A 22,265-nucleotide genomic window follows, 5' to 3' on the forward strand; every position below is an offset into this window, starting at 1 on the left:
TTGGAGTATAATTTATTTTCTTAAAGGAGAAAACTCATGGAAGTTTTTGAAAGTCTCAAAGCCAACCTGGTTGGCAAAAATGCTCGTATCGTTCTCCCTGAAGGGGAAGAGCCACGTATTCTTCAAGCAACAAAACGCTTGGTAAAAGAAACAGAAGTAATTCCTGTTTTGCTCGGAAACCCTGAAAAAATTAAAATTTATCTCGAAATCGAAGGGATCATGGATGGTTATGAAGTAATTGATCCCCAACACTATCCTCAATTCGAAGAAATGGTTGCCGCTTTAGTAGAGCGTCGTAAGGGCAAAATGACTGAAGAAGATGCGCGCAAAGTTTTGGTTGAAGATGTCAACTACTTTGGTGTGATGCTAGTCTACTTGGGCTTGGTTGACGGTATGGTATCTGGTGCGATTCACTCAACTGCCTCAACAGTTCGCCCAGCCCTACAAATCATTAAAACTCGTCCAAATGTAACTCGTACTTCAGGTGCCTTCCTCATGGTACGTGGTACGGAACGTTACCTATTTGGAGACTGTGCCATTAATATCAATCCAGATGCAGAAGCTTTGGCCGAAATTGCGATCAATTCAGCAATCACAGCTAAGATGTTTGGTATTGAACCTAAAATTGCTATGCTAAGTTATTCTACTAAAGGTTCAGGCTTTGGTGAAAGTGTTGATAAGGTAGTGGAAGCTACTAAAATTGCTCACGACTTGCGTCCTGACCTTGAGATTGATGGTGAATTGCAATTTGACGCTGCCTTTGTTCCTGAAACTGCAGCTCTTAAAGCTCCAGGAAGTAATGTAGCTGGTCAAGCAAATGTCTTTGTCTTCCCAGGTATCGAAGCAGGAAATATTGGGTACAAGATGGCAGAACGTCTCGGTGGTTTTGCGGCTGTAGGACCTGTTTTGCAAGGTTTGAACAAACCTGTTAATGACCTTTCTCGTGGATGTAATGCAGATGATGTGTACAAGTTGACCCTTATCACAGCAGCTCAAGCAGTTCATCAATAAGATTTAGTCCTCTTTCCCATGGGAAGAGGCTTTTTAGTACTGAGAAAAGGACAGTTAGAAGCTTCTATGTTATACTAGATATATGTTAGATTTGAAAGAATACGGTATCGTCATGTGGCCAGAGGAGAAGATCATTTCTTTTCGTGAGAAACTCCTTAATTGGTATGATGAAAACAAGCGAGAACTACCTTGGCGGAGAAGTAAAAATCCTTATCACATCTGGGTATCTGAAATCATGCTGCAGCAGACCAGGGTGGATACAGTTATTCCATATTACGAACGATTCTTGGACTGGTTTCCAACAGTTGAAAGTCTGGCCAATGCTCCTGAAGAGCGTTTGTTGAAGGCTTGGGAGGGATTAGGCTATTATTCTCGAGTGCGCAATATGCAGGCTGCAGCCCAGCAGATTATGGCTGACTTTGGGGGTCAATTTCCAAACACCTATGAAGGAATTTCTAGTTTAAAAGGGATTGGCCCTTACACTGCGGGAGCTATTTCCAGTATCGCTTTTAATTTGCCTGAGCCAGCGGTTGATGGCAATGTCATGCGGGTTTTGGCACGCTTGTTTGAGGTTAATCATGATATCGGAGTTCCCAGCAATCGAAAGATTTTCCAAGCTATGATGGAAATCTTGATTGACCCGAAACGGCCAGGAGACTTTAATCAAGCTCTGATGGATTTAGGCTCTGACATAGAGGCACCAGTTAACCCTCGACCAGAAGAAAGCCCTGTTAAGGATTTTAGCGCAGCCTATCAGAATGGGACCATGGGTCGTTATCCGATTAAAGAACCCAAGAAAAAGCCCCTACCAATTTATCTCAAGGCTTTGGTTGTACGCAATGACCGTGGTCAATATCTACTTGAAAAAAATGAAAGCGAGAAACTACTAGCCGGTTTTTGGCACTTCCCCTTGATCGAAGTTGATGATTTCTCAAGTGATGACGATCAGCTAGATCTCTTTTCTCAAGTCAAAGAGGAAAGCAGAGCATTTGGACCCAGCCCTCAAGAAAGCTTTGAGCAGGATTATGATTTAGAAGTGAATTGGTCCCAGCAAGTATTTGACCAAGTCAAGCATGTATTTAGTCATCGGAAATGGCATATTCAAATCCTAGCTGGTCAGGTGACAGAAACAAAACAGTTTTCGGACAGAGAAATTCGCTGGGTTTCTCCTCAGGAGTTTTCTGATTATCCACTTGCGAAACCTCAACAAAAAATTTGGCAGGCTTATAAAACAGCTCTTGAAGATGAAGGCTTACAGTAGCCATTTGTGCCTTCTTTACATTTTTTTGTTATAATAGATAAAGAAAAGGTGATAAAATGAAAAAAATATTAATTGTAGATGATGAGAAACCAATCTCAGATATTATTAAGTTTAATATGGCCAAGGAAGGTTATGAAGTCGTTACAGCCTTCAATGGTCGTGAGGCAATCGAGCTATTTGAAGCAGAGCAACCGGATATTATTATCCTCGACTTGATGCTACCTGAAATTGATGGTTTAGAAGTTGCCAAAGCCATTCGCAAGACCAGTAGTGTTCCTATCATCATGCTCTCAGCCAAGGATAGCGAGTTTGACAAGGTTATTGGTTTAGAGTTAGGTGCAGATGATTATGTTACAAAACCTTTCTCAAACCGTGAGTTGCAGGCTCGTGTTAAGGCCCTTCTTCGTCGTACCGATCTAGTTTCAGTAGATAACCAAGAGTCTGATGAGAAGAAGACGCAGCCTTTACAAATTGGTGATTTGGAAATCGTTCCAGATGCTTACGTGGCGAAGAAATATGGTGAGGAATTAGATTTAACCCACCGTGAGTTTGAACTCTTGTATCACTTGGCATCTCATATTGGACAAGTGATTACACGTGAACACTTGCTTGAGACTGTATGGGGTTATGACTATTTTGGTGATGTTCGTACTGTGGACGTGACCATTAGACGCTTGCGTGAGAAAATAGAAGATACTCCAAGTCGTCCAGAGTACATTCTCACACGTCGTGGTGTTGGATACTATATGAGAAATAATGATTGAAGATATTAGACAAACTATTCTGACCAGCGATTTTATCTTTATCTTGATTTTACTGGGCTTTATCCTGGTGGTGACCTTGCTGTTACTGGAAAATCGTCGGGATAATATCCGTCTGAAGGAGATAAATCAAAAGGTTAAGGACTTGATTGCAGGTGATTATTCTCAAGTTTTGGACTTGCAAGGAAGTACAGAAATCACCAATATCACCAATAATCTGAACGATTTGTCAGAAGTTATTCGTTTGACCCAAGAAAATCTGGAACAAGAGAGTAAACGATTGAACAGTATTCTTTCTTACATGACAGATGGCGTTCTTGCGACCAATCGTCGTGGCCAGATTACTATGATCAACGATATGGCCAAGAAACAGCTCGGTGTGCAGAAAGAAGATGTTCTGAATAAAAGCATCCTTGAATTGCTTAAGATAGAAGATGAGTATGAGCTGCGTGATCTAATTACACAGATTCCTGAGTTGACGATTGACTCCCAGGATGTGAATGGGGAATACCTGAGCCTTCGTGTACGTTTTGCTCTGGTTCGTCGTGAGTCAGGTTTCATCTCTGGTTTGGTTGCCGTTTTACATGATACGACCGAGCAGGAGAAGGAAGAGCGTGAGCGAAGACTCTTTGTTTCGAACGTGAGTCACGAGTTGCGAACTCCTTTGACCAGTGTTAAATCTTATCTTGAAGCCTTGGACGAGGGAGCTCTGTATGATCCTGTTGCTCCTGATTTTATCAAGGTTTCACTCGATGAAACCAACCGTATGATGCGGATGGTGACAGATCTCTTGCATCTCTCTCGTATTGATAATGCGACCACTCAGTTAGATGTGGAATTGATTAATTTTACAGCATTCATCACCTTTATTCTCAACCGCTTTGATAAGATGAGAAGCCAGGATGACGAGAAAAAATATGAGCTTGTCAGAGATTACCCTATTAATTCAGTTTGGATCGAGATTGATACCGATAAGATGACTCAGGTGATTGATAATATTCTTAACAATGCCATTAAGTACTCACCAGATGGTGGGAAAATCACTGTCAGCATGAAAACTACTGATGACCAGATGATTTTATCCATCAAAGACCAAGGTCTAGGTATTCCAAAGCAAGATTTGCCTAAGATTTTTGACCGCTTCTACCGTGTGGATCGTGCAAGAAGCCGGGCTCAAGGTGGAACTGGTCTAGGTCTGGCGATCGCAAAAGAAATCATCAAACAACACAATGGCTTTATATGGGCCAAAAGTGAATACGGTAAGGGCTCAACCTTTACCATAGTGCTCCCTTATGATAAGGATGCCGTAAAAGAAGAAATATGGGAGGACGAAATAGAAGACTAGAATGAGTGAAAAAGGCTTTAAATACAGTATTTTAGCATCAGGTTCCAGTGGAAATTCCTTTTATCTGGAAACCCCAAAAAAGAAAATCCTAGTAGATGCAGGCCTGTCTGGTAAGAAAATTACAAGTCTGCTAGCTGAAATCAATCGCAAACCAGAAGATCTGGATGCGATTTTGATTACGCATGAGCACTCAGACCATATCCATGGAGTCGGTGTCTTGGCTCGTAAATATGGCATGGATCTTTACGCTAATGAAAAGACTTGGCAGGCTATGGAGAATAGTAAGTATCTTGGCAAGGTAGATTCTTCGCAAAAGCATATCTTTGAAATGGGCAAAATCAAAACCTTTGGTGATATCGACATTGAAAGTTTTGGTGTTAGCCATGATGCGGCAGCACCACAGTTTTACCGATTTATGAAAGACGACAAGAGCTTCGTCATGCTGACCGATACAGGTTATGTAAGTGACCGTATGGCAGGAATTGTCGAGAATGCGGACGGCTACCTCATCGAGTCCAACCACGATGTGGAGATTTTGCGAGCAGGATCTTACGCTTGGCGTCTCAAACAGCGAATCCTGTCGGATCTCGGTCACCTCTCTAACGAAGACGGTGCTGAAGCCATGATTCGTGCAATGGGAAATCGAACCAAGAAAATTTATCTTGGTCACTTGTCCAAAGAGAACAATATCAAGGAGCTGGCTCACATGACCATGGTCAACCAGCTAGCCCAAGCGGATTTGGGAGTCGGAGTAGACTTTAAAGTTTACGACACCTCTCCAGATACCGCAACACCATTGACAGATATATAAAAAGAAGGCGAGTGCCTTCTTTTGTTTTGTACTTTATCAGGGATTTAGTGTGGTATAATGATTAAAAAATTAAAGGAGTAGCAGTTTGAAGAGAAAATGGTTATTAAAGGATTACTATGACACAACGATTATCATACTTGCATTGATATCCGTTGTCCTTGTTTTGCTTGGATTTGCTGAGATGATTGATTTGGATAGTCCACCCTACAGTATTATTGACTTGCTACTTTGGTTTATCTTTGTGGTGGATTATGGTTGGCGCTTCTTTTCAAGTAAAGAAAAATGGAGATTTGTACTTGAAAATATCTTCGACTTGCTAGCTATTCTTCCTTTGAATGCTATTTTTACAGTATTTCGCTTAGGGCGTATCTTCCGCTTAGCAAGGCTGACAAAATTACTGAAACTAACTCGTCTTTTAAGAGTCGTTGGATTGACTGGCAAGTTGGAAAAGAAGGTTGGAAAACTCTTACGAACAAATGGCTTACTTTATATTTTATATCTCAATTCCTTTATTGTACTGGTAGGTAGTTCAATTTTATCTGTTGTTGAAGAAAAATCATTCTCAGATAGTCTTTGGTGGGCGCTTGTGACTGTAACGACTGTTGGTTATGGAGATATTGTTCCTGCGTCGATTTTTGGGAAGTGGTTAGCTGTTTTACTAATGCTTGTTGGTATTGGCACAATAGGGATGTTAACGAGTGCTTTGACAAACTTTTTTGTAAAGGATAATCCGGATGATCAGATAAAATTTGATAAACTCCAAGACGAATTAATAACTCAAAGAATATTACTAGAGAAACAATCTGAGAAGATAGAAGAACTGCATAGAATGATACAAGACTTGCTTGAAAAAAAGTAATTTAGACCATACAAAAACCACTCGACGAGTGGTTTTTTTACAATCCAGCAAATTCCTTGATTTCTTGTGCTGACATGGAAGAGTCGCAACGGACATTGATTTGGCCATCTGCAATGTGAACAAATCCTGGTACGGTTGGAATTCCATAGCGTGAACGGAATTCTTGTAACTTATTGAGTTGGCTTGGTTCTTCACTGTTGATGAAGTAGATGTGGGCTTTGGTTTCATCTACGACACCTGCCAATGTGCCTGCAAATTTACGGCAGTAAGGGCAAGTTTTACGGCCAATAAAGAAGGTTGCTGTTTCTTTATTATCGAGTGTTTCTTGTGCACGCGCAACTGTAGTGACTTCAAGGTCTTTGATGTTTTCTAAAAATTGTTCCATGAGATTACCTCGCTTTCATTGATAAGTCTAGTATGCCATAAAGTTTCTAAAAATGCTTAGATTTGATACGAAAAAAAGATGAGATTGGTTGGTCTCATCTTTTATAATTTCTTATTTAACAAAAGCATTGATTTCTGCTTCGATGTTGGCAATCATAGCTTGTGAATCTTCATTACTTTCACCCACAACGGCAATGTAGAATTTGATTTTTGGTTCTGTACCTGAAGGGCGAACTGCAATCCAAGAACCATCCGCAAGAGTGTATTTCAAAACATCACTTGGAGGAGTTGTCAAGTTTGTAACAGTACCGTCAGCAGCAGTAGCAGTTTGAGCCTTGAAGTCTTCTACGACAGTGATAGCTGTTGCGTTCCATTCTTTTGGAGCATTGTTACGGAACTTAGCCATAATCGATTTGATTTGTTCAGCACCATCAACACCAGAAAGGGTAACAGAGATGGTCTTTTCAGCGTAGTAGCCGTATTCTTTGTAGATTTCTTCGATACCGTCAGCAAGTGTCAAACCACGTGAACGGTAGTAGGCAGCAAGCTCAGCAACGACAAGAACGGCTTGGATGGCGTCTTTATCACGTACGAATGGTTTGATCAAGTAACCGAAGCTTTCTTCAAATCCCATCATGTAAGTGTGATTGTGTTTTTCTTCGAATTCTTGGATTTTTTCAGCGATAAATTTGAAACCTGTCAAAACGTTGAACATAGTTGCGCCGTAGCTTTCAGCAATCTTCGTTACCAAGTCAGTTGATACGATAGATTTACATAGGGCTGCATTTTCAGGAAGAGTTCCAGCATTTTTGTGGGCTTCCAAGATGTATTTAGCCATGATAGCGCCGATTTGGTTACCTGAAAGGTTGAGGTAGCTTCCATCTTTTTGAAGAACTTCAACACCAACACGGTCAGCGTCAGGGTCAGTTGCAACAAGCACATCTGCACCAACTTGACGACCAAGTTCTTCAGCAAGTGCGAAGGCTGCTTGGCTTTCTGGGTTTGGAGATTTTACAGTTGAGAAGTCAGGATCAGCAGTTGCTTGTGCTTCAACAACTTGAACAGAGTCAAATCCTGCTTGAGCAAGAGCACGACGAGCCAACATTTCACCCGTACCATGAAGTGGTGTGTAGACAATCTTCATGTCTTTACCGAATTCTTCAATCAAGGTTGGATTGATGTTTACGTCTTTAACTTCTTTAAGGTATTCTACATCAACAGCTTCGCCGATAACTTCAATCAAGCCAGAAGCTTTTTCAGCTTCGACATCAGCAACTTCCACAGCGAATGGATTTTCGATTGCACGAATGTAAGTTGTCAAAGCATCTGCATCATGTGGAGGCATTTGTCCACCGTCTTCACCATAAACCTTGTAACCGTTAAATGGAGCAGGGTTGTGACTGGCAGTAATCATGATACCTGCGAAACAGTTGAGGTAACGAACTGCAAATGACAGTTCTGGAGTTGGACGGAGGCTTTCAAATACGTAAGATTTGATACCATGTTTTGCAAGAACTGCAGCAGATTCAAAGGCAAACTCAGGTGAGAAGTGACGGCTATCGTAGGCAATTGCTACACCACGTTCTTTTTCATTTCCGCCTTTTGACTCAATCAAACGAGCCAAACCTTCGGTGGCTTGACGAACAACGTAGATGTTGATGCGGTTTGTACCAGCACCGATCAAACCACGCATACCAGCAGTACCAAATTCAAGATTGGTATAAAAGGCATCTTCCTTAGTTTTTTCGTCCATATTTTCTAAATCTTGACGAAGGTAGTCTGGAAGGTTAGCAAAATCGACCCATTTTTGATAATTTTCTTGGTAAGTCATAGAGTGTCTCCTTTGTTTATTTGCTTTAATCGCTTTCATTATATCACGATTTGACATTTTAGTAAAACGTTAGCATAACTTAAAATGTAGGAAATTTACTTTTTCTTTTTTGTGGTTAAATGGTGAGTACTGTGCTTACTTATACTAAGTTAGCGATGAAAATCAATTATCTAATTTTTTAAAATATTAAAAGTTTATAGTATTTTTGTGGAATGATTAAATAAAGTAAATCGTCAATATTGTATTCTATTCTATTCTTTTTATAAAGAATCCTTTAATGTATCAAATGAACAGATAGAAAAATTTAAGTTAAAACTCTATAAATTTAAGATATTTTGAAAATATCTGGTTTCTGTTTTGAATTTTATAGGGCGTATGGTAAAATATAGTAAATCATTAAAGGAGAATCCATTATGAAAAAAATTCTTAAGCATTCTGCTTTGCTTTTATCAGCTTTAGCACTTGTTGCTTGTGGAGCTCAAAAAAAAGCAAGCGACAATGGTACTGCCTCGAACTCAAACTTTGAAGTTTCAGTAAAAGACGGTATGTTTGTATTGCCTAAAGATGAAGATTCATCTTCAAGCTACCTTGCGCTTCAAGTCGAAATCAAGAACAATCGTGATAAACAGTTTAGTTTTACTAGCCAAGATATTACGCTTTATAATGAAAAAGATGAAAAATTACAACCAATTCAAATCTACGAAAGCGACAGTAAAACTAAATTTATGTCATATGGTGATAGTCTTTCTAAAGGAAAGAGCGTTGCTGGTTATGTAGTATATGAAGTCGACAAGAACGCTAAGTATGAACTCCACTTCGCACCTAGCTTTTACGATGACATCAAAGAAAATTCTAAAAAGAATAACGATGTAGCAATCAAGGTGGATCCAAGTCAGTACGAAGATCATATTGATGAAGCGAAAGATGTAATGAAAAAATATGTCGATGCTGTTTACCTCAATGGGGAAAGTTCTGGTGGTGGAACGAACCTAAGTGCTACTGATAATAAGTCGCAAGTTGTTGCGCTTGCTGATGATAAAAAATCTTCTGATAATAGTGCTGAATTCACAAACGATGCGAAAGCTGATAAAGAAGAGTTTATCAAGAAATTTACAGAATCGTTCGGAAAAGGCTTCTATAACTACAAACCATCTGATTCAGAACTTAGAACATTCGCAGATGCCTACATCAAAGCAAATGCTAAGAGAGCAAAAGTTGATTACAAGGTGAAGACATACTTACCTGATTATGCTGTTGTTTATGTTAGACCAGAAACAATCGACTTGGATAACTTGAATGTTCATGAATTGAGTCGTAAATTCTACGAAGAAAACAAAGGTAAATATAGCAACTACTCAGAAGCTATGAAAGCTGGTGAGAAGTACATTTTAGAAAATGCACCAAGTCAATTTGATTCAACTCCACTAGACACTAGTGATAATATGAAGAAAGAGGGTTATGAAATTAAAATGACCAAGAAAGATGGAAAATGGACCATCGATACCTCTTCTAAAAACTATGACTTAAAAGATATGGCTCGCACATTCCGTGGAGGCATTGGATACTAATATAAAAGGTTCGGGTTTATGACTCGAACTTTTTTCATTGCAATTGTGCAAAAGAGAAAAAGATAGTAAAATAGAGATATGATTATTTTACAAGCTAATAAAATTGAACGATCTTTTGCTGGTGAGGTTCTCTTTGAACATATCAACCTGCAAGTAGATGAACGAGACCGAATTGCTCTTATTGGGAAAAATGGTGCAGGTAAGTCTACTCTTTTAAAGATTTTGGTTGGGGAAGAGGAGCCAACTAGTGGAGAAATCAATAAGAAAAAAGATATTTCTCTGTCTTACCTAGCCCAAGATAGCCGTTTTGAGTCTGAAAATACCATTTATGATGAAATGCTCCATGTCTTTGATGATCTACGCCGTACGGAGAAACAACTGCGTCAGATGGAGTTGGAGATGGGTGAAAAGTCTGGTGAAGATCTAGATAAACTGATGGCGGATTATGATCGTTTATCAGAGAATTTCCGTCAGGCTGGTGGCTTTACCTACGAAGCTGATATCCGCGCTATCTTGAATGGTTTCAAGTTTGACGAGTCTATGTGGCAGATGAAAATTGCTGAGCTTTCAGGTGGTCAAAATACTCGGCTTGCTCTGGCCAAAATGCTCCTTGAAAAACCAAATCTCTTGGTCTTGGACGAGCCGACCAACCACTTGGATATTGAAACCATTGCCTGGTTGGAAAATTACCTAGTCAACTACAGTGGCGCTCTCATCATTGTTAGTCACGACCGTTATTTCTTGGACAAGGTTGCAACAATTACGCTCGATTTGACCAAGCATTCTTTGGATCGCTATGTGGGGAATTACTCTCGCTTTGTTGAGTTAAAGGAGCAAAAGCTAGCTACTGAGGCAAAAAACTATGAAAAGCAACAGAAGGAAATCGCGGCTCTAGAAGACTTTGTCAATCGCAATCTAGTCCGAGCTTCAACGACCAAGCGTGCCCAATCTCGTCGTAAACAACTAGAAAAAATGGAGCGTTTGGACAAGCCTGAATCTGGGAAGAAATCAGCTAATATGACCTTCCGGTCTGAAAAAACATCGGGGAATGTCGTCCTGACTGTTGAAAATGCGGCTATTGGCTATGATGAGGAAATACTCTCAGAGCCAATCAATCTGGACCTCCGTAAGATGAATGCTGTTGCGATTGTCGGACCAAATGGTATTGGCAAATCAACCTTTATCAAGTCTATCGTGGATCAGATTCCTTTTATCAAGGGAGAAAAGAGATTTGGGGCCAATGTTGAGGTTGGCTACTATGATCAGACTCAAAGTAAGCTAACACCAAGTAATACTGTTCTGGATGAACTTTGGAATGATTTTAAACTGACTCCAGAAGTTGAAATTCGCAACCGCCTAGGTGCCTTCCTTTTCTCAGGAGATGATGTTAAAAAATCAGTTGGCATGCTGTCAGGTGGCGAGAAAGCTCGTTTACTACTTGCAAAACTTTCAATGGAAAACAATAACTTCTTGATTTTGGACGAGCCGACTAACCACTTGGATATTGATAGTAAGGAAGTATTGGAAAATGCCTTGATTGATTTTGATGGGACTTTGCTCTTTGTCAGCCACGACCGTTACTTTATCAATCGTGTGGCAACTCATGTTTTGGAATTGTCTGAGAATGGCTCAACCCTCTACCTTGGAGATTACGACTACTATGTTGAGAAGAAAGCAGAAGTAGAAATGATTCAAACCGAGGAAGCTTCAAATAGCAATCAAGCAAAAGAACCGAGCACAGTCAATGACTACCAGGCCCAGAAAGAAAGTCAGAAAGAAGCCCGCAAACTCATGCGACAAATCGAAAGTTTAGAATCTGAAATCGAAGAACTAGAAAGTAAAAGCCAAGCCATCTCTGAACAAATGTTGGAAACCAATGACGCTGAAAAACTCATGGAGATGCAGGCTGAACTGGAAAAAATCAGCCATCGTCAGGAAGAAGCCATGCTTGAGTGGGAAGAATTATCAGAGCAGGTGTAAAGATGGAACATCTTGGAAAAGTATTTCGTGAATTTCGAACCAGTGGGAACTACTCTTTAAAGGAAGCAGCGGGCGATTCTTGCTCGACCTCTCAGTTATCTCGCTTTGAGCTTGGTGAGTCTGATTTAGCAGTTTCCCGTTTCTTTGAGATTTTGGATAATATTCATGTGACTATTGAAAATTTCATGGACAAGGCTAGGGATTTTCAAAATCATGAACATGTTGCCTTGATGGCACAGATTATTCCGCTTTACTACTCAAATGATATTGCAGGTTTTCAAAAGCTTCAAAGAGAACAACTTGAAAAGGCTAAGAGTTCGACCAATCCCCTCTATTTTAAGCTGAATTGGATTCTGCTACAAGGACTGATTTGTCAAAGAGATGCTTATTACACGATGAGGCAGAGTGATTTGGAAAAGGTAGCAGATTATCTTTTTCAAACAGAAGAATGGACTATGTATGAGTTGATTCTTTTCGGAAATCTCTATACTTTCTACAATGTGGACTATGTGGCTCGAATTGGCAGAGAAGTGATGGAGAGGGAAGACTACTACAAGGAAATTGGTCGGCATCGAAAACTTGTTTTGATTTTAGCTCTTAACTGTTACCAGCATTGTTTGGAAAATCGATCCTTTGCGGATGCGGACTATTTTGAGGGCTATGTGGAGAAGTTAATTGGAAATGGTATCAAGCTTTATGAGCGCAATATCTTCCATTATCTCAAAGGTTTCGCCCTCTACCAGAGAGACTTGAAAGAAGAGGGTTGTAGTCAGATGCGGGAGGCCATGCATATTTTTGCTGTGCTTGGACTTCCAGAGCAAGTGGCTTACTATCAGGAACATTATGAAAAATTTGTAAATCCTTAAATTTCCCAAATAAGGGAAAAATAAAGAGACTCCTTTCAGTTTTGATACAATAGTTTCAAAATTTGAGAGGGGTTTTTTATATGAATCGACATGCAATCCAGTTGATTAGTCGTGGTGCTATTAATAAAATAGGAAATATGCTCTATGATTATGGAAACAGTGTTTGGTTGGCATCAATGGGAACGATAGGGCAGACTGTTCTTGGGATTTATCAAATTTCTGAACTCGTCACATCGATTCTGGTCAATCCCTTTGGCGGAGTGATTTCAGACCGATTTTCGCGTCGCAAAATTTTGATGACGACAGACTTGATTTGTGGCGTTCTTTGCTTAGCTATTTCTTTCATCAGAGATGATAGCTTGATGATTGCTGCCTTGATTTTTGCCAATATTGTTCAGGCGGTTGCCTTTGCATTTTCTCGTACATCTAACAAAGCCATTATAACTGAGGTTGTAGAGAAAGACGAGATTGTGACCTATAACTCTCGCTTGGAGTTAGTTTTACAGGTTGTAGGAGTCAGTTCTCCGGTGCTTTCTTTTCTCGTTTTACAATTTGCCAGTCTCCATATGACGCTCGTTTTAGATGCCATTAGTTTTTTTATCGCATTTACCTTAGTAGCTTTTCTCCCAAAAAAAGAGACTCAGGAACAAGAGAAAAAGACTTTCAGCTGGAAAAATATTTTTGCTGATATGAAAGAAGGGATTCGCTATATTTGGCGCCAGCAAGAGATCTTTTTCCTTTTGGTAGTAGCTTCCAGTGTTAATTTCTTTTTTGCAGCTTTTGAATTTCTCCTCCCTTTTTCAAATCGACTATACGGGGTAGAAGGAGCTTATGCAACTATTTTAACTATGGGCGCTATTGGTTCGATTATTGGAGCTCTTCTAGCTAGTAAAATAAAGGCAAGTGTTTATAATCTTTTGATTCTATTGGCTTTAACTGGAGTTGGAGTTTTTATGATGGGATTACCACTGCCAACTTTTCTCTCCTTTTCTGGAAATTTAGTTTGTGAACTGTTTATGACGATTTTTAATATTCACTTTTTTACTCAGGTTCAAACCAAGGTTGAGGGGGAATACTTGGGAAGAGTACTAAGCACCATTTTTACCTTAGCCATCCTATTTATGCCGATTGCAAAAGGCTTTATGACGGTGCTACCAAGTGTCCATCTCTCTTCTTTTCTGATAATTGGAAGCGGTGTTATCATCCTGTCTTGTTTATCCCTCGTTTATGTGCGAAGTCATTTTAAAAAAGAGTTATAATTTCTCTTTTTTAGAAAATATTTCATTACGAATCATTTTTCAGTCCTTCTCTATTGTGAGGAGGGCTTGCTTTGTGGTAAAATGGGATTATGAATGAAAGAATGAATGAGTTAGTTGCCTTACTCAACCGCTATGCGACCGAGTACTATACGAGTGACAATCCCTCGGTTTCAGATAGCGAGTATGATCGTCTCTACCGAGAGTTGGTTGAGTTGGAAGCCGCCTATCCAGATCAAGTTTTAGCGGATAGTCCAACTCATCGTGTTGGTGGTAAGGTTTTAGATGGTTTTGAAAAATACAGTCATCAGTATCCTCTATACAGTTTGCAGGATGCTTTTTCACGTGAAGAGTTAGAAGCTTTTGATGCGCGTGTGCGAAAGGAATTACCCCAACCGACCTATATTTGTGAGCTGAAAATCGATGGTTTGTCTATCTCGCTTACGTATGAAAAGGGGATTTTGGTTGTTGGTGCCACACGTGGGGATGGTTCTGTTGGTGAAAATATCACCGAAAACCTCAAGCGTGTCAAGGACATTCCTTTGACCTTGCCCGAAGAACTAGATATCACCGTTCGTGGAGAGTGTTACATGCCACGCGCTTCCTTTGATCAGGTCAACCAAGCCCGCCAAGAAAATGGGGAGCCTGAATTTGCTAATCCTCGTAACGCAGCTGCAGGCACCTTGCGTCAGTTGGATACAGCAGTAGTGGCCAAGCGTAATCTTGCTACTTTCCTCTATCAAGAAGCCAGCCCTTCAACTCGTGATAGTCAAGAAAAGGTCTTGGAGCATCTTGAACAGCTTGGTTTTGTAGTTAATCCTAAACGAATATTGGCTCAAAGTATAGATGAGGTATGGGATTTTATCCAAGAAGTAGGACAAGAACGGGAGAAACTGCCTTACGATATCGATGGGGTGGTCATCAAGGTTAACGACCTAGCAGGTCAAGAAGAACTCGGTTTTACCGTTAAAGCACCTAAGTGGGCAGTAGCTTATAAATTTCCTGCTGAGGAAAAAGAAGCTCAACTCCTTTCAGTTGACTGGACAGTAGGTCGTACGGGTGTTGTGACCCCGACTGCCAATCTAACACCTGTTCAGCTTGCTGGCACAACTGTTAGCCGTGCAACTCTTCACAACGTAGATTATATTGCTGAAAAGGATATCCGCAAAGATGATACGGTTATCGTTTATAAGGCTGGAGATATCATCCCTGCTGTTCTGCGTGTGGTAGAGTCTAAACGTGTTTCTGAAGAAAAACTAGATATTCCGACTAACTGTCCGAGCTGTGACAGTCAGTTGCTTCATTTTGAAGATGAAGTGGCTCTTCGTTGTATCAATCCACGCTGTCCTGCCCAAATCATGGAAGGTTTGATTCACTTTGCCTCTCGAGATGCTATGAATATTACGGGTCTTGGTCCATCTATCGTCGAAAAGCTTTTTGCTGCTAATCTGGTTAAGGATGTGGCAGATATTTATCGTTTGAAAGAAGAAGATTTCCTCCTTTTAGAAGGTGTCAAGGAAAAGTCTGCTTCTAAACTGTATCAGGCCATTCAAGCGTCCAAGGAAAACTCTGCTGAAAAGCTCTTGTTTGGTCTGGGAATTCGCCATGTCGGAAGCAAGGCTAGCCAACTCTTGCTCCAACATTTCCACTCTATTGAAAATCTAGCCCAAGCAGACCCAGAGGAAGTAGCAAGTATCGAGAGCTTGGGTGGAGTGATTGCCCAAAGCCTTCAGACTTACTTTGCTACAGAAGGATCGAAGATTCTCTTAGATGAGTTGAAAGAAGCTGGAGTCAATCTGGACTACAAGGGACAGACAGTAGTAGCAGATGCGGCCTTGTCAGGTTTGACAGTTGTATTAACAGGAAAATTGGAACGTCTCACGCGCTCAGAAGCCAAAAGCAAACTCGAAAGTCTGGGTGCCAAAGTCACAGGCAGTGTTTCTAAGAAAACGAATCTTGTCGTAGCAGGAGCAGATGCAGGAAGCAAGCTCCAAAAAGCACAAGAACTTGGTATCGAAGTTCGAGATGAAGCTTGGCTAGAAAGTTTGTAAAGAATAGTTGAAAACTAGATGTTAGATAGTCTGGAACTATCTCTCCTGATGTGTTTTTATATCTATTAATGCTATTCTCTATTGTGCTGAAATTCCCGCTAAATTCTTCAGCACCACATAAAAAAATTGAAATTAGGAATTAGGAAAAGAAATGTATAGATACCCAGTAGTCATCCATTTTCACCGAAAAAATGGGGATTATGATGCTTGTTCATTCAGTAGAAAACAGGCAGATGTTAAAGAAAATTTGTATTATGAAAATGATTATTTTGGTGCAAAATTCTCCTTTACAGTTACAAGTGTAGAAAGGCTCGATACTCTGAACTTTTCTGTAGAAATAGATGGAAAGACAAAAGATTATCTCCTACGGTTTAACTACTATCCACTGTTGACTGAGGTTTGGATTTTGGATGGTGATGAGACGGTTTATTATTCTGAAAATCCAGCCATTGCAAGTTCTTGCTATAAAGATCGAAACCCGTTTGCTTTTGATAAAGCCTTTCACAGTGAAAGTTTTGATCACCATTGGGGATACCAAGGAGAGTTGGGGTATAGTATCTCTGACTACCAGACAAGCTTTAAACTCTGGGCTCCAACAGCTACAGCAGTTCAAGTGGTCGTTTATGAAAATACAAGTAACGACGCGCCGATTTGGAAAACCTTTAATCTTGAGCGTGGTAATAGCTATTCATATAGTCATAAGTACAATACCATTGGTGTTTGGAGTGTAGACCTGGATGAAAATCTTGCAGGTAAAGCCTATCAGTATCAGATTGAGTTTCCGCACCACCAGACCTTGATACGAGACCCATACACTATCGCTACAAGTCCTGATGGGAAACGTTCTGTCATCCTATCTCAGCAAGATAGACAGGTAGAAGGATTTAAAGTCAAACATGGGACAGACGCCCTTTGGCGTTTGGAAAATCCATGTAAAGCCGTTATCTGTGAGATGCACATTCGTGATTTTACAAAATCGCCGACATCTGGAGTTCCAGAAAACCTTCGAGGGACCTTCCTTGGGGCTGCCCAGACTGGAACGGTTAACCAGTATGGTCAAGCAACAGCCTTTGATTATATCAAAGAACTCGGCTGTAATTATGTTCAACTCCAACCAATCTTTGATCGCCATAAGGAATATGACGAGGACGGGAATGTAACCTATAACTGGGGTTATGACCCTCAAAACTACAATGCGCCAGAACCAAGTTTCTCTAGTAATCTAGATGATCCTGGACAGGTTATTCGAGACCTCAAGACCATGATTCAGGCATATCATGATGCGGGAATCGGTGTCATTATGGATGTCGTTTACAACCATACCTTCTCAACGGTTGATGCACCTTTCCAAACAACTGTTCCCGATTATTACTATCGTATGAATCCAGATGGAACCTTCCAAAACGGTACAGGTGTTGGAAATGAAACCGCAAGCGAACACGAAATGTACCGCAAGTATATGATTGACTCACTCCTTTATTGGGTGAAAGAATACAATATTGACGGATTCCGTTTCGACTTGATGGGAATTCACGATGTTAAAACCATGCAGGCGATTCGCTGGGCACTTGATGAAGTTGATCCCCGTATTATCACCTATGGAGAAGGCTGGGATATGGGGACAGGTCTTGCACCTTATGATAAGGCCAAGAAGGACAATGCCTACCAGATGCCAAATATCGGATTCTTCAACGATGATCAGCGTGATGCCATCAAAGGAGGAGAAGTTTACGGCTCAATCAAGGCAGGATTTGTTAGCGGTGCAGCTACAGAACCGATTGTAGCCAAAGCTATTCTTGGTAGCCGAGAGTTGGGTTCATATCTTAGTCCAAACCAAGTTCTTAACTACGTGGAAGCTCATGATAATTACAACTTGCATGATTTGTTAGTAACCCTTCATCCAGATTACAGTTCAGATAAGATTATGCGTCAGGTTGAGACAGCAACAGCGATGAGCGTTCTTATGCAAGGGATGTCCTTTATAGAGTTGGGTCAAGAATTTGGCCGCACCAAACTCCTTGCTACTGGAGAAAATGGTGAGCTGACTCCGGCAGATAGAGAACGCGCCATGAATAGTTATAATGCTCCAGATAGTGTCAACCAGGTCAACTGGGATTTAATCAATGAGAGACAAGAGAGCATTGAATTTATCCGTCAGATTATTCGTCTAAAAACACAAACGCGTGCTTTCTCTTATCCTACATATGAAGAAGTTTATCGTCATGTCTTCGTCCATACAGCTGCTGAAAATAGTGGGTGGATTGTTTACGAAATTCACGGTGCTGCAGAGCATTTATTGGTGGTATTTAATGCCAAGGGAACCTCCTTCTACTTTGAAAATGCAGGAAATCTTGAAATGCTTGTGTCCAACAGTCGTTCTCAAGAGTCTAATGTGATTGATGATATCAGCGTTGCAGTCTTGAAGGTACTTTCATAGTAAATACTACAAAAAGGTTTAGTTAACTCTAGACCTTTTTTATTTTTATTGAAAAACCAATATCTAATAGGAATAAATTTCAAATAATTTGAAGAATCAAGTTTGTGAAAAAAATATCAATATTTTCCAAAAAGGGGTTGTAATTTTCTGAAAATTTGATAAAATAAGTTTTAATCATTTTCAGGAGGAAGAGAATTTGACACATTATCAGAATTTAGTGAATGGAAAATGGAAATCATCAGAGAATGAAATTGCCATCTATTCTCCCATCAATCAAGAAAAGTTGGGTACAGTACCTGCTATGAGTCAGGCTGAAGTAGATGAGGCGATGAAAGCTGCGCGTGCAGCTCTCCCAGCATGGCGTGATTTAGCACCCGTTGAGCGTGCAGCCTATTTGCATAAGACAGCAGACATTTTGGAACGTGACAAAGAAAAAATTGGTACCATTCTTGCTAAAGAGGTTGCAAAAGGGATTAAAGCAGCCATTGGAGAAGTAGTACGTACAGCAGAATTGATTCGTTTTGCTGCCGAGGAAGGTCTCCGTATCACTGGACAAGCAATGGAAGGTGGCGGTTTTGAAGCTGCAAGTAAAAATAAACTAGCCGTTGTCCGTCGTGAACCAGTTGGTGTCGTTTTAGCTATTGCACCATTTAACTATCCAGTCAACCTTTCTGGATCTAAGATTGCTCCGGCTTTGATTGCAGGAAATGTCGTTATGTTCAAACCCCCAACACAAGGATCTATTTCTGGCCTCTTGCTAGCTAAAGCATTTGACGAAGCAGGAATCCCAGCAGGTGTCTTTAACACCATCACTGGACGTGGTTCTGAAATCGGAGACTACATCATCGAACACAAGGAAGTGAATTTCATTAACTTTACAGGTTCAACACCGATTGGGGAGCGTATTGGTCGTTTAGCTGGTATGCGCCCAATTATGCTGGAACTTGGCGGGAAAGATGCAGCAATTGTCTTAGAGGACGCAGATTTAGAAAATGCAGCTAAACAAATCGTAGGTGGTGCCTTTAGCTACTCTGGTCAACGTTGTACCGCTATCAAACGTGTTTTGGTTGTGGAAAGCGTAGCAGACAGATTGGCAGAATTGCTCCAAGCTGAAGTTGCTAAGCTAACAGTCGGTGATCCATTTGACAATGCAGATATCACGCCAGTTATTGATAATGCTTCAGCTGATTTCATCTGGGGATTGATTGAAGATGCTCAGGAAAAAGGAGCCAAAGCGCTCAGCCTAATCAAACGTGAGAATAATCTCATTTGGCCAGGACTTTTTGATTATGTCACAAGAGATATGAAATTAGCCTGGGAAGAACCATTTGGACCTGTTCTTCCAATTATTCGAGTTTCAGATGCTAATGAAGCGGTAGAAATTGCTAATGAATCAGAATTCGGTCTTCAATCTTCAGTCTTTACAAATGACTTTAAGAAGGCATTTGAAATTGCTGAAAAACTTGAAGTTGGAACCGTTCATATTAATAATAAAACACAACGTGGACCAGATAATTTCCCATTCCTTGGTGTAAAAGGTTCTGGTGCAGGAGTGCAAGGAATTAAATATAGTATCGAAGCGATGACAAATGTCAAATCCATTGTTTTTGATATGAAATAATTTATAAAATTAGGAAATTACCTTCCTGATTTTATTTTTTACTAAAAATACAGTTATAAATTGATAAAAAACGAATATTTTGGTATTATACTAAAAAAATATATGGAAATTGTTTCGTGTTCTATTTTCTGGATATCTTTTTTAAAATGCTAGGTAATTTTTTGAAGGCTTTCATAAAAAAATATGATTTCCTTCGTAAATTACTTGAAAGTTACCTTAAAAGAGTGTATAATAGAATTATAGAAAACGCTTACAAAAGAAAGGGGATTGAATGAATAATCAAGAAGCATTAAGAACCTTTACTACAGGTGAGAACTTTCACCTCCAGCATTATTTAGGAGCGCATAGAGAGGAGAAAAACGGAGAAATAGGCTATACCTTTAGGGTTTGGGCCCCAAATGCACAAGCAGTTCATTTAGTTGGTGATTTTACCGATTGGGTTGAGAATCAGATTCCCATGGTTCGTAATGAAGCAGGTGTTTGGGAAGTCTTTACGAGTCAAGCTCAGGATGGTCAGATTTATAAATATCATATCACGCGTGCAAATGGTCACCAGATTATGAAGATCGATCCATTGGCAGTTTATTTTGAAGCTAGACCGGGTACAGGAGCTGTTTTGACCAATATCCGTGAAAAGAAATGGAAAGATGGCCTTTGGTTAGCACGTCGCAAACGTCTGGGATTTTTCGAGAGACCAGTTAATATATATGAAGCCCATGCAGGATCTTGGAAGAGAAATCCAGATGGTAGTCCCTATACTTTTTCGCAACTGAAAGACGAGTTGATTCCATACTTAGTTGAGATGAACTATACACATATTGAGTTCATGCCTTTAATGGCTCACCCACTTGGATTGAGCTGGGGCTATCAACTTATGGGTTACTTTGCTTTTGAACATTCCTATGGTACACCTGACGAGTTTCAAGATTTCGTTGAAGAGTGTCATATAAATAATATCGGTGTTATCGTCGACTGGGTTCCAGGTCATTTCACTATTAATGATGATGCCTTGGCATATTATGACGGTACACCAACTTTTGAATACCAAGATCACAACAAGGCTCATAACTATGGTTGGGGTGCTCTGAATTTTGACCTCGGGAAAAATGAGGTCCAATCTTTCCTGATTTCAAGTATTAAATTTTGGATTGATTTTTACCACTTAGATGGTATTCGGGTCGATGCAGTGAGCAATATGCTGTATCTAGATTATGATAATGCTCCTTGGACTCCAAATAAGGACGGCGGAAATCTTAACTACGAGGGTTATTATTTCCTTCAACGGTTGAACACAGTGATTAAGTTAGCTCATCCAGATATCATGATGATTGCAGAAGAAAGTTCATCAGCAACAAAGATTACTGGCATGAAAGAAATGGGCGGCCTTGGGTTTGACTATAAATGGAATATGGGCTGGATGAACGACATTCTCCGTTTCTACGAGGAAGATCCGATTTATCGCAAGTATGACTTTAATCTTGTGACTTTCAGCTTTATGTATGTTTTCAATGAAAACTATCTCCTGCCTTTCTCACATGATGAAGTAGTTCATGGTAAGAAGAGTATGATGCATAAGATGTGGGGAGATCGCTACAATCAGTTCGCTGGTCTGCGCAACCTCTACACCTATCAAATTTGTCATCCAGGTAAGAAACTCTTGTTCATGGGTAGTGAGTACGGACAATTCCTCGAGTGGAAGTCCGAGGAGCAGTTGGAGTGGTCTAATCTAGAAGATCCGATGAATGCCAAGATGAAGCATTTTACTTCACAACTGAATCAATTCTATAAAGAGCATCGTTGTCTGTGGGAAATTGATACTAGTTATGATGGTATCGAGATTATCGATGCTGATAATAGAGATCAGAGTGTCCTTTCCTTTATTCGTAAGGGCAAGAAGGACGAAATGTTAGTCTGTGTCTTTAACATGGCACCAGTTGAACGTAAGGACTTTACGATTGGTTTACCTGTTGCAGGTATTTACGAAGAAGTTTGGAATACAGAATTAGAAGAATGGGGAGGTGTGTGGAAAGAGCACAATCAAACAGTTCAGACTCAAGAAGGCTTATGGAAAGATTATGAGCAGACTTTGACCTTTACCTTGCCTGCCATGGGAGCAAGCATCTGGAAGATCAAGCGTCGTTTGAAACAAGCTAAGAAAAAAGAATAATGGGCTGTTGATGATATTTTTTAGTTTTTAAAAACGGATGTACTTGTATTGGACTT

General features: G+C 40.1%; 16 protein-coding genes. 14 read left to right on the plus strand and 2 right to left on the minus strand.

Features of this window, described 5'->3' with window-relative positions; translation table 11 throughout:
- Positions 1-36: 36 nt before the first annotated feature.
- The 6 genes from pta to M1G01_RS02410 all read left to right on the plus strand — a co-directional run bounded on the left by pta (position 37) and on the right by M1G01_RS02410 (position 6,048).
- Entirely contained in the window at positions 37-1,011 is a 975-nt protein-coding gene (gene pta, locus M1G01_RS02385) for a phosphate acetyltransferase (protein WP_095726001.1), read from the plus strand.
- A gap of 82 nt (positions 1,012-1,093) precedes the next feature.
- Entirely contained in the window at positions 1,094-2,272 is a 1,179-nt protein-coding gene (gene mutY, locus M1G01_RS02390; RefSeq protein WP_247931082.1) for an A/G-specific adenine glycosylase, read from the plus strand.
- A 56-nt stretch (positions 2,273-2,328) separates the two neighbouring features.
- Positions 2,329-3,036 (plus strand): response regulator YycF, encoded by a 708-nt coding sequence (yycF, locus tag M1G01_RS02395; RefSeq protein ID WP_000722056.1) that lies wholly within the window; start codon positions 2,329-2,331, stop codon positions 3,034-3,036.
- Positions 3,029-4,378 carry a cell wall metabolism sensor histidine kinase VicK gene (gene vicK, locus M1G01_RS02400; protein WP_000568720.1) on the plus strand — a complete coding sequence of 450 codons (1,350 nt, stop codon included), beginning with the start codon at positions 3,029-3,031 and terminating at the stop codon, positions 4,376-4,378. Before yycF ends, vicK begins: the two co-directional genes overlap by 8 nt.
- A gap of 1 nt (position 4,379) precedes the next feature.
- Positions 4,380-5,189 carry an MBL fold metallo-hydrolase gene (locus M1G01_RS02405; protein WP_061852337.1) on the plus strand — a complete coding sequence of 270 codons (810 nt, stop codon included), beginning with the start codon at positions 4,380-4,382 and terminating at the stop codon, positions 5,187-5,189.
- A gap of 85 nt (positions 5,190-5,274) precedes the next feature.
- Entirely contained in the window at positions 5,275-6,048 is a 774-nt protein-coding gene (locus tag M1G01_RS02410) for a potassium channel family protein (protein ID WP_247931083.1), read from the plus strand.
- A gap of 37 nt (positions 6,049-6,085) precedes the next feature.
- On the opposite strand, the gene M1G01_RS02415 is transcribed toward M1G01_RS02410, so the two are convergent.
- Both M1G01_RS02415 and M1G01_RS02420 read right to left on the minus strand, forming a co-directional pair.
- Entirely contained in the window at positions 6,086-6,433 is a 348-nt protein-coding gene (locus M1G01_RS02415; protein ID WP_049520342.1) for a DUF6568 family protein, read from the minus strand.
- A 111-nt stretch (positions 6,434-6,544) separates the two neighbouring features.
- Complete coding sequence (locus M1G01_RS02420) at positions 6,545-8,263, minus strand: phospho-sugar mutase (protein ID WP_247931084.1); 1,719 nt, start codon at positions 8,261-8,263, stop codon at positions 6,545-6,547.
- A 413-nt stretch (positions 8,264-8,676) separates the two neighbouring features.
- Here M1G01_RS02420 and M1G01_RS02425 point away from each other — a divergent pair, with 413 nt between their 5' ends.
- The 8 genes from M1G01_RS02425 (at position 8,677) to glgB (ending at position 22,209) form a co-directional block, all read left to right on the plus strand.
- Entirely contained in the window at positions 8,677-9,831 is a 1,155-nt protein-coding gene (locus M1G01_RS02425) for a DUF5105 domain-containing protein (RefSeq protein ID WP_000722096.1), read from the plus strand.
- A gap of 78 nt (positions 9,832-9,909) precedes the next feature.
- Entirely contained in the window at positions 9,910-11,811 is a 1,902-nt protein-coding gene (locus M1G01_RS02430) for an ABC-F family ATP-binding cassette domain-containing protein (protein WP_247931085.1), read from the plus strand.
- A 2-nt stretch (positions 11,812-11,813) separates the two neighbouring features.
- Positions 11,814-12,677, plus strand: a complete 864-nt coding sequence (locus M1G01_RS02435; protein WP_049479328.1) for an Rgg family transcriptional regulator — start codon at positions 11,814-11,816, stop codon at positions 12,675-12,677.
- Between the two features lie 80 nt (positions 12,678-12,757).
- A complete protein-coding gene (locus M1G01_RS02440) occupies positions 12,758-13,936 on the plus strand; it encodes an MFS transporter (RefSeq protein ID WP_001079356.1) in 1,179 nt (392 codons plus the stop codon).
- 89 nt (positions 13,937-14,025) lie between these two features.
- A complete protein-coding gene (gene ligA / locus M1G01_RS02445; RefSeq protein ID WP_247931086.1) occupies positions 14,026-15,984 on the plus strand; it encodes an NAD-dependent DNA ligase LigA in 1,959 nt (652 codons plus the stop codon).
- Positions 15,985-16,135: 151 nt separating this feature from the next.
- Positions 16,136-18,421 (plus strand): type I pullulanase, encoded by a 2,286-nt coding sequence (gene pulA / locus M1G01_RS02450; RefSeq protein ID WP_247931087.1) that lies wholly within the window; start codon positions 16,136-16,138, stop codon positions 18,419-18,421.
- Positions 18,422-18,617: 196 nt separating this feature from the next.
- The gene (locus M1G01_RS02455) at positions 18,618-20,042 is read left to right on the plus strand and encodes an NADP-dependent glyceraldehyde-3-phosphate dehydrogenase (protein WP_247931088.1); all 1,425 of its coding nucleotides are present in this window, start codon (positions 18,618-18,620) and stop codon (positions 20,040-20,042) included.
- A 271-nt stretch (positions 20,043-20,313) separates the two neighbouring features.
- The gene (gene glgB / locus M1G01_RS02460) at positions 20,314-22,209 is read left to right on the plus strand and encodes a 1,4-alpha-glucan branching protein GlgB (protein ID WP_001064528.1); all 1,896 of its coding nucleotides are present in this window, start codon (positions 20,314-20,316) and stop codon (positions 22,207-22,209) included.
- Positions 22,210-22,265: the final 56 nt, after the last annotated feature.

Source organism: Streptococcus oralis (assembly GCF_023110055.1).
Lineage (GTDB): Bacteria > Bacillota > Bacilli > Lactobacillales > Streptococcaceae > Streptococcus > Streptococcus oralis_BY.

Excerpts from the sequence above, each read along its gene's own strand:
- pta (WP_095726001.1), top strand. The coding sequence starts at position 37 with ATGGAAGTTTTTGAAAGTCTCAAAGCCAACCTGGTTGGCAAAAATGCT.
- M1G01_RS02435 (WP_049479328.1), top strand. The coding sequence starts at position 11,814 with ATGGAACATCTTGGAAAAGTATTTCGTGAATTTCGAACCAGTGGGAAC.
- pulA (WP_247931087.1), top strand. The coding sequence starts at position 16,136 with ATGTATAGATACCCAGTAGTCATCCATTTTCACCGAAAAAATGGGGAT.
- mutY (WP_247931082.1), top strand. The coding sequence starts at position 1,094 with ATGTTAGATTTGAAAGAATACGGTATCGTCATGTGGCCAGAGGAGAAG.
- glgB (WP_001064528.1), top strand. The coding sequence starts at position 20,314 with ATGAATAATCAAGAAGCATTAAGAACCTTTACTACAGGTGAGAACTTT.
- yycF (WP_000722056.1), top strand. The coding sequence starts at position 2,329 with ATGAAAAAAATATTAATTGTAGATGATGAGAAACCAATCTCAGATATT.
- M1G01_RS02405 (WP_061852337.1), top strand. The coding sequence starts at position 4,380 with ATGAGTGAAAAAGGCTTTAAATACAGTATTTTAGCATCAGGTTCCAGT.
- M1G01_RS02440 (WP_001079356.1), top strand. The coding sequence starts at position 12,758 with ATGAATCGACATGCAATCCAGTTGATTAGTCGTGGTGCTATTAATAAA.
- M1G01_RS02425 (WP_000722096.1), top strand. The coding sequence starts at position 8,677 with ATGAAAAAAATTCTTAAGCATTCTGCTTTGCTTTTATCAGCTTTAGCA.
- M1G01_RS02415 (WP_049520342.1), bottom strand. The coding sequence starts at position 6,433 with ATGGAACAATTTTTAGAAAACATCAAAGACCTTGAAGTCACTACAGTT.
- vicK (WP_000568720.1), top strand. The coding sequence starts at position 3,029 with ATGATTGAAGATATTAGACAAACTATTCTGACCAGCGATTTTATCTTT.
- M1G01_RS02420 (WP_247931084.1), bottom strand. The coding sequence starts at position 8,263 with ATGACTTACCAAGAAAATTATCAAAAATGGGTCGATTTTGCTAACCTT.
- M1G01_RS02430 (WP_247931085.1), top strand. The coding sequence starts at position 9,910 with ATGATTATTTTACAAGCTAATAAAATTGAACGATCTTTTGCTGGTGAG.
- ligA (WP_247931086.1), top strand. The coding sequence starts at position 14,026 with ATGAATGAAAGAATGAATGAGTTAGTTGCCTTACTCAACCGCTATGCG.